Genomic DNA, 13,158 nt, shown 5'->3' with positions numbered 1-13,158 from the left:
TTTTCTGAAAGTAGCGATAGGGGCTGGTTACTCTCTGAGCTATGACCACACAGCATCCGATGTTCTCCAGTTCCTTCCCACCCGCCGATGATCTCCTTGAGCCAAGTCCGCTTCGCAATGACATCGCATTGCGCCTCTGCCACGGCGAATCTCGCCAGGACATCCACAACGACTACATTGAAGTCCTCGATGACCCCTCCGAATGGGAGGCCAGCTACGAGGAACCTTATCCAGAGGATTTTGACACCATCATCGACGAAGTCGCCGCAGAATACGGCCGGCTGGTCACAGAAAAGTCGGAGGATGTTAAGCGCCTCGAAGCCCTGCGCGAGGAGCTTGCTCAGCGCGATATCTCCTTCACGTTCAACGAGGCCTGGGATCTCTCAGACGGCGTCTGGGTAGGCTCCAAGCTCGCTGAGAAGGAAGGCCGCAGCGGCTATGCCTACTGCCACCGACAGGACATCAGCCGAGTTATTTACGACGGCGAGCTGTACTTCGGTTTCTCCGCGATGGAGGAAAACGAAGAAGCAACCATCAAGGTCGGCGAGCAACTCGTCGAGGCCCTGCGCGCCGTGGGCTTTGATCCCGAGTGGAATGGCTCGACGACAGCGCGCGTTCTGTGCCAGGACGTCGCTCTCGAATTCCCCCTCGCCGAAGATCTCACCGATGCCGAGTAAATAGCCCCACAACGCTAGCCCTGTATAGGGCTAGCCCGCCACAACCATCCAGATGGCTACCATGTGCACCACCGCCGCGGCGATCGTCGCGGTGTGGAAGTGTTCGTGGTAGCCATACCAGCGCGCATTACGCCCCGGCCACTTGAAGCCGTACATCAACGCACCCAGCGAGTACACCACCCCACCTGCGAACAGCAGCCACACTACAGCCGGCCCCGCGGACTGCCACAGGTTTGGCAGCAGCGGCAGAATGAGCCAGCCCAGGACGAGGTAGACCACCACATCCAACCACCGCGGATGATTGATCCACACCAAATTCAAGACCACGCCCATGATGGCGCCCACCCACGCCGCAGTTAGCATCCATAGCGCCTGCGTCGGCTCCAGCACGATGGCGCACAGCGGCGTGTACGTCGCCGCGATAAACACAGAAATCGTCGCGTGGTCAGCACGCCGCCACCATTGCACCGCGCGCATCGATACCCACGGCCAGCGGTGGTACAGGGCTGAGACCGTAAAGAGCCCCACCACTCCCACGCCGTAGACCGTCACCGCGAGACCCTGCCACCACGGCAACGTCATCCACCCAAAGGTAATGAGGACGGTCGATGCGATGAGGGAAGCAATCGCGGCAAAGAAATGGCCCCAGCCGCGCGTCAGTGGACGCGGACCACGGTCCGCCATCCAATAGGTGCGCTGGATGAGCTGCTCCATCGTGCTGTGTTCGCGCATAGAGCTGTCTTCAACTGGAAACTCTTGCGGGGAGGATATGTGAGCACTGGGTGCGTTCATAGTGAGGGCCCTTGCCTTGTCTGAAATGAGGGTCATGCGAATAACGCATTCACCCTCAAAACTTACGTACCCGTAACTATACGGCGGGGCGCTGCAGCGGACAAGGGCTAAGCGAAAGTTACCGCCAGGTTTTCTGCCGCTATGTGCAGTTCGAAGGCGCCGACAAAGTAAACTTCACTATTTGTGTTTTCCTATGTCTCAGTTCCTCGCCGCACCGCGACGTTGCTCGCGGCCGTCATGGTGGCGCTGGGGGCGGCGTCGGCAGGCGTCGGCTCCGCTTCCGCTCAGTCCAGCACGATCGGCGAGGTTTCCTCGCGCGTGACCAACCCGCAGCCCTGGCTGGGCGACGAGCCTTTCATCACCTCACAGCGCCACATGGGCGGCAACCACTGGGTGGTGGACGTGTGGTCCCCGGCCAACCGTGCGGTGATTTCCAATAACGTCCTGCTCCCCGAGGGCGATAAGCCGCGCCCCTCCTTCTACCTGCTGCCCGGCGTGGAGGGCGGCCAGGCGGGCATGAACTGGATGACGCACACCGATATTCGCCAATGGGCCGTGGGCAAGAACGTCAACGTGGTGATGCCACTCGGCGGCGCCTATTCTCTCTACACCGATTGGGATAACGAGGATCCCATCTTGGGCGTCAACAAGTGGAACACCTACATGACCACTGAGTTGCCCCCGCTGATCGACGCCGAATTCCACGGCACCGGCCGCGATGCCATTGGTGGTGTTTCCTCCACCGGCGGTGCTGCACTCGACATCGCCGGCCACGCCCCACAGCGCTACAAGGCCGCGGCCTCCTACTCCGGCTGCCCGGTGCGCTCCGGCGCGATTGGCTTCCCCACTTCCACCGCGATGATGGCCTACGGCGGCGGCTCCTCCTTCAACGCGTGGGGCCTGCCGGGCTCCCCGCAGTGGTTCGACCACGACCCCAACGCTAATCCCGGCCGCCTTCGCGACGTCGAGGTCTTCGTGGGCTCGGCCTCCGGCACCCCGGGCCCCATCGATGGCACGAACAAGCCCAGCCAGTGGCTCGGGCCCCGCGCGATAGAGATGGTGGCCAACCACTGCTCGGAGGAATTCACCCGCAACGCCCGCAACGCCGGGGTGCGCGTGAACCGTTACTTCAGCCCCCAAGGCTCGCACACCTTCGGCCTCTTCTCTCACCAGATGAAGCTGAGCTGGGACCAGACCATCGCCCGCACCATCGGTGCTTAAGTAATAACAGGTTGCCGCCTCACTTCGGGCGATGTCCCCGATGCACCCTAATTTCACAGAGCCTCGGATGAACAACTAGACCTTCAACGTGCACGTCTACCTGAAAAGTGGGATTGACGCATTTCAAGGTCCTGCGGTAAAATGCTGGTTAATAGTTCAGCCCGCCCGGTTTCTCTTCGGAAACTCGGAGTGGGCTGGATCTCTATTTACGCCGTTCCGCCGAACCGATCCCCACAACAACTCGTCCCCTCTCTAGATTGGCTTCCCATGTCTTCATCGCTCAAGCCAGCAGCGACCATTGACGAGCATATTATTCGGTTGCAAAGCCGTGGCATGAAGATCGACAAAGCTTTAGCTGAACAATGGTTTTCACACGTTAGCTACTACCGACTTTCTGCCTATTGGTATCCAGCCAGACAATTCAATGAAGACGGAACTAGTCGTTCAAGTCACTTCGTCGATGGTACCGATTTTGTGCACGTCATCTCCTTATATGAAGCCGATAGGAAACTCCGCACCCTGATCCATGACGGAATGGAGCGAATCGAAGTAGCGATGCGAACCAAGCTCGTCGAGCTGCTATGTACTCGACACCCCAATGATCCTACTTTCTACCTCCGCTCAGACGACTTTCGGCCAAACTTCGACCACGTGTCGTGGCTGAGTACAGCGTATGGACGACTCGCGAGGGCAAAGAAGAACGACGCCGTGAAGCACTACATTGATGAATACGGTGGACAGTATCCCATGTGGGTTGTGGCTGAAGTGCTCGATTTTTCGGATATTTCAAAGCTCTATGCAGGCTTAGGATCCAACGATCAGCGATCGATTTCGGAAGCGCTGGATATAAAGATCGACTTCGCTAGTTTGAATAGGAATCAGAAGCAAAAACTTACGAAAAAACATCCGCTGGCAAGTTGGCTCGAGCAGCTAACTATCATTCGGAATACGTGTGCGCACCATGGAAGGCTATGGAATCGTTCTTTTGCTCCGGCTCCAACTGAAGTTATCCGTAGCAATGGGAGCCTTTACCTCCTGCCAGAGATTCAAAGTGAAAAGCTATTCGGCGCTTTAATTGTCATGGCGCATATGCTACGAACCGTGTCCCCTGGGACTACCTGGCCTGACAAAGTAGTGGCATCATTAAACCAGCACTTCCTCACGAATCCTCTTGTTGAAAAAGCCAGTATCGGAATTCAAAGCGACTGGGATGAAAAGACACTTTAAGTTCTTTTCATGCCTTTGAAGCAACAAACAGTTGCGAATTTCGTGGGTCTTACGAAGCGGCTCTTCGGGGAAAGAAAAGCCCAGCCGAAGCTGGGCTTTTCTTCTAGAAACTGCGGGACAAGCAGCGTGAGTGGGGCCTACTCCACCACGGAGTTTGCCCCGACCGCGTGGCCGAAGAGGTCCGGCAGGATTGCAGCCCAGGCCTCACGCAGCTCAGAAACGGCGATGGACTCGCCGCCGAGTTCCAGTTCACCGTTGTCGGTGGTCTGGCCGACGACGACGGCCGGTACACCGCACTCCTCAGCGCGCTGCAGCAGCATGTCGACGCGGTCCGCGGTCGTCGCCACGAGCACGCGGGAGGCGGACTCGGAGAAGGCAGCCACGAAGGCATCCTCATGAACCTTGGACAGGTCCAGACTCAAGCCCACGCCGCTGCGCTTGGCCATCTCGAATGCGGTGACGGCAAGGCCACCCTCGGAGATGTCGTGTGCAGCGGTCAAGCCTTCGTTGCCCACGAAGAAGTCCGCGAGGCGCTGCTCGTTGGCCAGGTCCACCTGCGGCGGCAGACCATTCAAACCATTCTCCGACTCATTTCCTTGCTCATGAGCGCTGACCTGCTGCCAGATGGAGCCACCAAATTCATCCTTGGTCTCACCCAGCAATACGAGGACCTCCGGCTCCTCCACGAGACCAAGCTCGTTGCCGATGGACTTGTGGACGTCGTCGATAACGCCCAGGACGCCCACGACGGGCGTCGGCAAGATCGGCTCCTCGCCGGTCTGGTTGTAGAAGGAGACGTTGCCGCCGGAGACCGGGATGCCGAGTTCCACGGCGCCGTCGGCAAGCCCATGCACGGACTCGCGGAACTGCCACATCACGTCCGGGTTTTCCGGGGAGCCGTAGTTGAGGCAGTTGGTAATGGCCACCGGGCGGGCACCGGTGACGGCGACGTTGCGGTAGGCCTCCGCCAGCGCCAGGCGGGTGCCCATGTTCGGGTCCAGCTTGGTGTAGCGACCAGAGGCATCGGCCGATACCGCGATACCGCGGCCGGTCTCCTCGTCGATGCGCAGCACACCGGCGTTCGCGTGGTGGGACTGCACGGTGTTGCCGCGCACGTAGCGGTCATACTGCTCGGTGATGAAATCTCGCGAGCACAGAGCCGGGGATGCCACGAGCTTCTTCAGCGCCACGGTGAGGTCCTGCTTCTCGACGCCCTTAAACTCCTGCAGCGCATCCTGCCACTCCGGGCGGGCATAGGGGCGGTCGTAGACCGGGGCCTCGTCCGCGATAGTGCCGGCCGGGGCATCCACGACGACCTCCCCCTGGTGGCGGATAATGAGGTGCTTGCCGGTGGTAACCTCACCGATCTCAGCGCAGGTGACGTCCCAGTGCGCGCAGATCTCCTTGAACTTCTCCACGTTCTCCGGGGTCACCACGGCGCACATGCGCTCCTGGGACTCGGAGGCGAGGATCTCTGCAGCGGTCATATCCTTTGCGCGCAGCGGGACGTTGTCCAGGTTGATCTCCATGCCACCATCGCCGGCGGCGGCCAGCTCGGAGGTGGCGCAGGCCAGGCCCGCACCGCCCAAGTCCTGGATGCCCACGACGATGCCGGACTTGTACAGCTCCAGGCAGCACTCGATGAGAACCTTCTCCGCGAACGGGTCACCCACCTGCACGGCCGGCAGCTTGCGCTCGGCGCCGTCCTCGAAGGTGTCAGAAGCCAGCACGGACACGCCACCGATGCCGTCGAGGCCGGTGCGCGAACCGAAGAGCATGACCTTGTTGCCAGTACCGGAGGCAAAAGCGAGCTTGAGGTCCTCCACCTTCAGCGTGCCCACGCACAGCGCGTTGACCAGCGGGTTACCGGCATAGGACTCATCAAAAACAGTTTCGCCGCCAATGTTGGGCAGGCCCAAGCAGTTGCCGTAGTGCGAAATACCGCCGACAACACCGGGCAAAACGCGCTTGGTGTCGGGAGCATCAGCCGGGCCGAAGCGCAGCTGGTCCATCACGGCAATCGGGCGAGCCCCCATGGCCATGATGTCGCGGACGATGCCGCCCACGCCGGTGGCCGCACCCTGGTGCGGCTCCACGTAGGACGGGTGGTTGTGGGACTCCACGCGGAAGGTCACCGCGTTGCCGTCTCCGATGTCCACCACGCCGGCGTTCTCACCGATGCCGGCGAGGATCTTGGAGCCCATCTCCTCGGTCATGGTCTCGCCGAAGTAGCGAAGGTGCGTCTTGGAGGACTTATAAGAACAGTGCTCCGACCACATCACCGAGTACATGGTCAGCTCGGCGTCGGTGGGGCGGCGGCCCAGGATCTCGCGGATGTGCGCGTACTCGTCATCCTTCAGGCCCAACTCGCGGTAGGGCTGCTCCAGCTCGGGCTGCGCGGCCGCCTGCTCGACGGTGTCGTTGTGTACGGTCATTGTTTCTCCTTATAACCGTCGGCGCGGGTTAAGCGACGACCTTGAGGGCGGACACAAACAAACCCAGACCGTCGGTGGACGGGCCGGTGAGAAGATCGATGGCGTGCTCCGGGTGCGGCATGAGTCCCACCACGTTGCCGGCCTCGTTGGTGATACCGGCGATGTCGTTGATGGAGCCATTGAAGTTATCCGTGTAGCGGAAGACCACGCGGCCTTCGCCTTCGAGGCGCTCCACGGTCTCCGCGTCCGCCTGGAAGCGGCCCTCGCCGTGCTTAGCCGGAATCAGGATCCGCTGGCCCTGCTCAAACTCGCTGGTCCAGGAGGTCTGCGCGTTCGCCACCTCGAGGTAGGTATCCACACAGTGGAAGTGCAGCCCCTGGTTGCGGGTCAAGGCGCCGGGCAGCAGGCCGGCCTCCGTCAAAATCTGGAAGCCGTTGCAAATGCCGAGCACCGGCATGCCCTTATTCGCTGCTTCCACCACCGCGCGCATGACCGGGGCCAGCGCAGAGATGGCGCCGGAGCGCAGGTAGTCACCGTAGGAAAAGCCGCCGGGAACAACGACGGCGTCCACTCCTCGCAGGTCCTCGTCCGCATGCCACAGGGACACGACGTCGGCGCCGGCGGTGCGGGCGGCGCGGGCCGCGTCGACGTCGTCAAGCGTGCCGGGGAAGGTAATAACGCCGATCTTCATTACTGGATAACCTCGTAGTCCTCGATCACGGTGTTCGCCAGAAGGGTGGACGCAACCTTCTCGAGTTCCTCGGCGCTGACCGAATCATCGACTTCAATTTCAAAGCGCTTGCCCTGGCGCACGTCGCTGACACCAGCAACCCCCAGGCGGCCCAGCGCGCGGACGACGGCCTGACCTTGCGGGTCCAAAATCTCGGCCTTGGGCATGACATTGACAACTACACGAGCCATGAAAATTCTGCCTTACTGTGCGTGAGTATAGGTGCCCCGCCAGTCTATCCCGCCAGCGGGAAAGATTCGGAATCTTTGGGGGTGATGAATTCAAACCAAACGGCTGAAGAATTCTTGGGGAATCCCACCTTAACCCCCAGCTCGCCCCTTATCCTCCGGTATCCTGCGGCGGCGAAGGCAGGTAGAACGAGATGCGTTGTCATTTTCTCGCTGATTAAAGGAACCTCTCATGCGCCTCACACGCATCGGCTCTCTCGCCATCGCCGCCCTTGTCTCTACCTGCATTGTTGTCCCCCAGGCCAGCGCCTCTGTGGACGGCTCCAACGCCGTTATCTCTGAGGTCTACGGTGGCGGCGGCAACAAGAACGCCCCCTTCACCAACGACTTCATCGAGCTCTACAACCCAACGGGTTCCGCCATTGACATCTCCGGATGGTCCGTGGAGTATTTCTCGTCCAAGGGCAACTCCGGCGGAAAGACCACGCTTAACGGTTCCATCCCGGCTGGCGGCTACTACCTCATCCAGGAAGGTGGCGGCGGCACTGGTGAGCCGCTGCCCACCCCGGATGCTGAGGGCGGTCTCAGCCTGTCCGGTTCCAAGGGCTCGGTGAAGCTTTACGACGCCTCCGGCGCTGAGGTGGACTTGGTGGGGTACGGGGAGGCGTCGCTAAGCGAGGGCTCCCCTACCTCTTCCTTGAGCAACACCACCTCCGCGCAGCGCGATGACGCCAGCACCGACACCGACGACAACGCCGCCGACTTCAGCACCGCCGCCCCAACACCGAAATCCGGCGGCGGCGCAACCGCGCCGGAGGACCCGCAGCCGGCCGAGCCGGGTTCCACCATCACCATCCCGGAGATCCAGGGCACCGGCGCGGAGTCCCCGCTCAAGGGACAGAACGTCACCACCCAGGGTGTTGTCACCGCCGTGTGGCAGGGTGAGAAGTCCCTCAACGGCTTCACCATCCAGACCCCGGGCACGGGCCAGACCGCACCGAAGAAAGCCTCGGAGGCCATCTTCGTCTACACCGGTGGCACCGGCTTCTACCCAGAGATTGGGGAATCAGTCGAGGTCACTGGCTCCGTCGACGAGTACTACGGGCAGACCCAAATCGCCCTAGCCCAAGGCTCCGTCCTCGACACCGCACTCGATCCCGTCACCCCGCTGACCATCGATGCCCTGCCGGAAGGCGACGAGGCCCGCGAAAAGCTCGAGTCCATGCTGCTCAAGCCCGGCGTGCACACGGTGACCGATAACTACGGCCTCAACCGCTACGGCGAGTTGGGCCTGGCCCCGGGTACGGAGGCGCTGCGCCAACCTACCGATATCGTCTCCCCGGGTACTCAGGAACAAAAGGACATGGAAGCGTCTAACGCGGCGAAGTACGTCATCTTGGATGACGGCTCCACCCGTGACTTCACCCGCGATGGCGCGTCGACGAAGCTGCCGTACATCATGCAGAACGGCTCGGATGTGAAGACCATCCGCACCACCAACCAGGTGGAGTTTGCCGACTCTGGCGTCATCCTGGGCTACGGCCACGAGCAGTGGAGTTTCCAGCCCACCACCATGATTACGGGTGATTCCGCTACCGCGGACCTGCCGATTACGTGGGACCCGGCCCGCCCGGAGGCTCCGCAGGTCGCTGGTGATTACACCGTGGCGGCGTTTAACGTGCTGAACTTCTTCATCAACCTAGGTGAGGACAACGGCGCGAAGTCCTACAAGGACCGCTTTGGCAACGGCGTCGGCTCCGACAGCCCCACCTTCCGCGGGGCGTGGTCCGAGTCCGCGTTCAATGACCAGAAGGGCAAGATCCTCACCGCGCTGGAGGGCCTCGATGCCGATGTCATTGGCTTGTCGGAGATCGAAAACGCCGCGAACACCGTGGGTGGCACCTATGACGATGCCGTGAAGTACCTCGTAGATGAACTCAACTCCCGCGCGGGTTCTGAGAAGTGGGATTACGTCAAGGCCCCAGCGAACTCCGCGGCGGACACGGATGTCATCCGCACCGCGATTATCTACAAGAAGGACCGCGTCCAGCCAGTAGGTGAGGCCACCTTGCTAGAGGACGAGCGTTTCAAGGGCACCGCCCGCACCCCGCTCGCCGCCGAGTTCCAGCCCGTCTCCGACAAATGCACTGCTGAGGGCCTGGATTCCTTCGTGGTGGTCACCAACCATTTCAAGTCCAAGGGTTCGGTGGCTAAGGGCGACGAGGACACCGGCGACGGCCAGGGCAACAACCCCAACGTGCGCAATGCCCACGCCCAGGCAGTCCTGGATGGTTTGTCCAAGCAGCCACAGTGGCAGGAGAAGGCCACTTTCGTCATGGGTGACTTGAACGCTTACTCCAAGGAAGATGCCATCTCCGTCTTCCGCAACGCCGGCTACACCATCCCGGTTGAGGAGCTCAACGCACAAGAGGACTGGCAGGACGTGGCCTCCTACCAGTTCTCCGGCCGCCTCGGCTCCCTGGACCACATCCTGGCCAACGAGCACGTCGATGCTCAAGCCGCGCAGACCTGGAACATCAACTCCGACGAGCCCATCGCCATGGAGTACTCCCGCCGTAACTACACCGGCGGCGATGTCTTCGAGGCCGATAACCCCTACCGCTCTTCCGACCACGACCCGGTCAAGGTGGGCTTTAACCTTGCGACGGTGAAGCGCTCTGCTGACGATCTTAAGGACTGTGACAAGACCGAGGACCCAGCGCCGACTGACGACGCCCGCGGCATCAAGTCCGTCACCATTGACGATAACGGACATCTCATCATCACCTACACCGACGGCACCACCGAGGATGCTGGCAAGGTCGTCGGCGCCGATGGCAAGGACGGTAAGGACGGCGACAAGGGCCCTAAGGGCGACAAGGGCGACGCCGGCCAGGACGGTAAGGACGGCGCCGACGGTAAAGACGGCCGTGGCATCAAGTCCGTGACGACCAACGACAAGGACGAGGTGGTCGTCACCTACACCGACGGCACCTCTGAGATTCTCGGTACCCTCGCCGACGCGAAGGGCGACCAGGGCACGCCGGGCCGCGATGGCTTCGATGGCGCACCAGGCCGCGATGGCGCAAACGGTAAAGATGGCAAGGACGGCCGCGGCATTAAGTCCGTGACCACGGATGCCGACGGTAACCTCGTCATCACCTACACCGACGGCACCTCAGAAACCGTCAAGTCCGGCGACAAGCCGGCGACCCCGGCAGGTGGTTCCTCTGTGAGTGAGCGTTGCTTGCCGACGGTCCTCGGCCTCACCATCCCAGCAGCCCTCGCCATCCCACTGGCCTTCCTCGGGAACATCAGCGCGCAGTTCAATATCCCGGGCCTTGAGCCGGTACAGAAGCAAATTGAGTCGCTGACGTACAACGTCACGCGCAACATCCCACGCGAGGCTCAGTACGCAGCTGGTGGTATCGGCCTGCTGGCAGTCCTCGGCATCATTGCCGCTGCCTGTGTCCCAACCGAGTCTGAATAGAGCGCTCTCCCGAGTTTAATGTGTGCGTTTTGTATGTAAGCCTTGGACTCAAGGTCATTTTTCTCCGAGCGTAACGGACATTTCGTGTGGATTTAGGAACCCCGCCCCAGCCTTTTCTTACGCCTAGGCTGGGGTTCCATTCGTAGTCGATGTGGGCGTCGTATGTGGCTGGTCGCCGTTTGGGTGGCCGCGCCGTTTGAGTTCTTCTTTCGCCCAGGTAGCGCGTGGTGCTTTTCTCCTTGGCGTTCGAAGTCTTGTTACTTGGCTAACTCCAGTGGCGCTACAGGTTCTTCGGTGTGGGTATCGAGCCACCAGTCTGAAGGGTCCCAAGTTTTGTCCGTCATGGATAAGCTTTCAAGTCATGCCCGGAGACAACAGGTCCATATAGCTCCCGCAGAGAAAACCAACCCCGACTAACCCACCCACGAGGTTGGCAACCTATATAGGATCCCCAGCGCAGCCGGCCAGTCGGACCCGATGAAACAAGAGGCCACCCCTCCCCTATTTGGGGGAACACGAGGCAACATCAAACCGCCTGACGGTTGCACGGCCCTTTTCGATGCCTCATAATTCACTGCAAGGTGAATGGGAATTACCCCAGTTCACCCCACACATCATCATCTCTCACCTGCAAAGGATACTCATGAAGTTCTCTCTTCGGAAATCTACTATCGCAGCAATAGTGGCTGCAATAACCTGTCTGTCCCCCACCGTAGCAAATGCTCAAACCCAAGCATTTCACGACTCTGTGGTGGGCGTGTCAGAAACAGGCGAGGAGCTATTCCTGCCAATTGCAACTGATAACGATGACCTCAACTCTGGCACGGAGGCAGTTGGACTTTCCGGATTTCCAAACACGGCGACCTCCCAAGACCGCGAAACCACGGTAGGGACTTACTCGATTATCGGTACCGATGATCGGCAAAAGGCATCTCCCAACCCGGCTATCGTCCAGATCCAGCGAGACGGCTTTAACCATTGTACTGGCTGGATGATTTCACCAGATACTCTCATTACGGCTGCCCACTGCCTTTACGAAAAAGATAAGCAGCGATGGACTCCAAAGCTCATTTTCCGTCCATCAGATTGGAGCCAGTGGTCTTATACCTTTGCGTCCCAAAAGTGGGTATCCGCCAAATACCCCACTACCGGGTCCGCCGATCACGACTGGGGAGTTGTAAAGTTTGCAAAGCCGATTTCTTCCAGCTGGTTTGGAATTAAACCGAGCGATACTTCTTCCGCTTTCTCCGGGCAAAAAGCAACTGTCACCGGATTTCCAGGAGAAAAAGGCGAGGGCCTGATTCGCGACTACGGACAACTGTGGACAATGAGCGGAATCCTTCAACCAGGAACCCAAACTCGACTCTGCTATAACTTGGACACCACGGGCGGACAAAGCGGCTCGCCAGTCTATACCACAGACAACGCTGCCATCGGCATTCACACGCATGGCATCAGCGATCTCGGCTGCCCTGAAAACAGTGCCCTACGTATCAGCCCAAGCATGCTAAATACCTTCAATGACATTAAGGAGATCCAAAACAATGCAACCACAGATCCCGGTTCCAGCTCAGGTTCAAGCTCTCATTAATAACCCCAGTAACCTTCTCGGACTCATTGGTACCGTTCTGGGCATTATTTCCCTAGTTGTTGCAATCAGTGTCGGCCAAGGCCTCCCCAACGATGGGCAGTCCAAGCCTAATGCAGGAGAATCAACGATTCGCGTTGTAACCTCCAGTGGTAACTCGGCAGGCGAATGTAAGCTTATTGGCCTTTCGCAGGAAAAGGTACACACGACTAATGCCAAAGGCGTGTACTTCTACGCGTTGGAACCTGGTTCGCATACCATCAACGCATCTTGTTCAGGGCTTTCCAGTCTTTCCTCCGCGCGAGCGCTCGAGGGTAGTCAGGAAGTAACCGTGAATGACGAGCCGGTGATGGTAAAGATTGTTGTTAAGTAGATTGGCCCTAACTTTCTTGGTTCTAAAGAGCTAAGAGAAACACGCGTGTGCCCCCAGGGAAACCTCCTGGGGGCACACGCTTTTCAATGAACCACACCTAATTCGAGAGGGAACCGTACTTTCGTACGCGCCCGTATGAGAAGCTGGCGCATTTAATGACAGCAGCAAAACATCATTTTCAAACAAATGAACGCTTTTAAACCTCTGCCCCAAGAGCGCCAAACGCTTATCTGCATGTGTTTACACGGGCAGTTGGCTGTAAACCTGTAAAGACCCCATCACCTTCAATGCACATCGCGATGATCTGTTTGAAGTTAGCCACAAGAACTAGCTTTTCCAAGTAGAAGTTGACGCAACGCCACCGAGTCGTGGCGCCTCCAACACCCCCATGTAGTACCGAGTACGCGCTAGACGCCGCCAACAGTGCAGCCGGACAC

10 protein-coding genes and 1 pseudogene are annotated in these 13,158 nt (G+C 59.7%); 6 read left to right on the top strand and 5 right to left on the bottom strand.

Annotated elements, in window-relative coordinates; all coding sequences use genetic code 11:
* Positions 1-41 precede the first annotated feature (41 nt).
* Positions 42-677 (top strand): DUF6891 domain-containing protein, encoded by a 636-nt coding sequence (locus HMPREF2565_RS07675; protein WP_049157184.1) that lies wholly within the window; start codon positions 42-44, stop codon positions 675-677.
* A 30-nt stretch (positions 678-707) separates the two neighbouring features.
* Here the strand turns inward: HMPREF2565_RS07675 and HMPREF2565_RS07670 are convergent, their stop codons facing one another.
* A complete protein-coding gene (locus tag HMPREF2565_RS07670) occupies positions 708-1,409 on the bottom strand; it encodes a PAQR family membrane homeostasis protein TrhA (protein ID WP_046649317.1) in 702 nt (233 codons plus the stop codon).
* A gap of 243 nt (positions 1,410-1,652) precedes the next feature.
* Here HMPREF2565_RS07670 and HMPREF2565_RS07665 point away from each other — a divergent pair, with 243 nt between their 5' ends.
* Both HMPREF2565_RS07665 and HMPREF2565_RS07660 read left to right on the top strand, forming a co-directional pair.
* The gene (locus HMPREF2565_RS07665) at positions 1,653-2,690 is read left to right on the top strand and encodes an alpha/beta hydrolase (RefSeq protein ID WP_046649318.1); all 1,038 of its coding nucleotides are present in this window, start codon (positions 1,653-1,655) and stop codon (positions 2,688-2,690) included.
* A 267-nt stretch (positions 2,691-2,957) separates the two neighbouring features.
* Positions 2,958-3,917, top strand: a complete 960-nt coding sequence (locus HMPREF2565_RS07660) for an Abi family protein (RefSeq protein WP_070511040.1) — start codon at positions 2,958-2,960, stop codon at positions 3,915-3,917.
* A gap of 137 nt (positions 3,918-4,054) precedes the next feature.
* On the opposite strand, the gene purL is transcribed toward HMPREF2565_RS07660, so the two are convergent.
* From purL to purS, 3 genes are read right to left on the bottom strand one after another with little or no spacing between them, the layout of a single operon-like run.
* Positions 4,055-6,352, bottom strand: a complete 2,298-nt coding sequence (gene purL, locus HMPREF2565_RS07655) for a phosphoribosylformylglycinamidine synthase subunit PurL (protein ID WP_071407098.1) — start codon at positions 6,350-6,352, stop codon at positions 4,055-4,057.
* A gap of 28 nt (positions 6,353-6,380) precedes the next feature.
* Positions 6,381-7,043, bottom strand: a complete 663-nt coding sequence (gene purQ / locus HMPREF2565_RS07650) for a phosphoribosylformylglycinamidine synthase subunit PurQ (RefSeq protein WP_049154757.1) — start codon at positions 7,041-7,043, stop codon at positions 6,381-6,383.
* Entirely contained in the window at positions 7,043-7,273 is a 231-nt protein-coding gene (purS, locus tag HMPREF2565_RS07645; RefSeq protein WP_039676532.1) for a phosphoribosylformylglycinamidine synthase subunit PurS, read from the bottom strand. Before purS ends, purQ begins: the two co-directional genes overlap by 1 nt.
* 229 nt (positions 7,274-7,502) lie before the next feature.
* Between purS and HMPREF2565_RS07640 the strand changes: the two genes are divergently transcribed.
* Positions 7,503-10,760 (top strand): ExeM/NucH family extracellular endonuclease, encoded by a 3,258-nt coding sequence (locus tag HMPREF2565_RS07640; RefSeq protein ID WP_246819129.1) that lies wholly within the window; start codon positions 7,503-7,505, stop codon positions 10,758-10,760.
* Positions 10,761-10,860: 100 nt separating this feature from the next.
* On the opposite strand, the pseudogene HMPREF2565_RS13735 reads toward HMPREF2565_RS07640, so the two are convergent.
* A pseudogene (locus HMPREF2565_RS13735) lies at positions 10,861-11,077 on the bottom strand (IS256 family transposase); the annotation flags it as partial.
* A 326-nt stretch (positions 11,078-11,403) separates the two neighbouring features.
* Here HMPREF2565_RS13735 and HMPREF2565_RS13480 point away from each other — a divergent pair.
* Entirely contained in the window at positions 11,404-12,351 is a 948-nt protein-coding gene (locus tag HMPREF2565_RS13480) for a trypsin-like serine peptidase (RefSeq protein ID WP_168162659.1), read from the top strand.
* Positions 12,305-12,721 (top strand): hypothetical protein, encoded by a 417-nt coding sequence (locus tag HMPREF2565_RS13730; RefSeq protein WP_049154756.1) that lies wholly within the window; start codon positions 12,305-12,307, stop codon positions 12,719-12,721. Before HMPREF2565_RS13480 ends, HMPREF2565_RS13730 begins: the two co-directional genes overlap by 47 nt.
* Positions 12,722-13,158 lie beyond the last annotated feature (437 nt).

It is taken from the genome of Corynebacterium sp. HMSC072A04 (genome assembly GCF_001809235.1).
GTDB classification, from domain to species: Bacteria; Actinomycetota; Actinomycetes; order Mycobacteriales; family Mycobacteriaceae; genus Corynebacterium; species Corynebacterium hiratae.
Note: the sequence above shows the minus strand (reverse complement) of the source record. Positions and strands in the feature narration are given on the sequence as shown.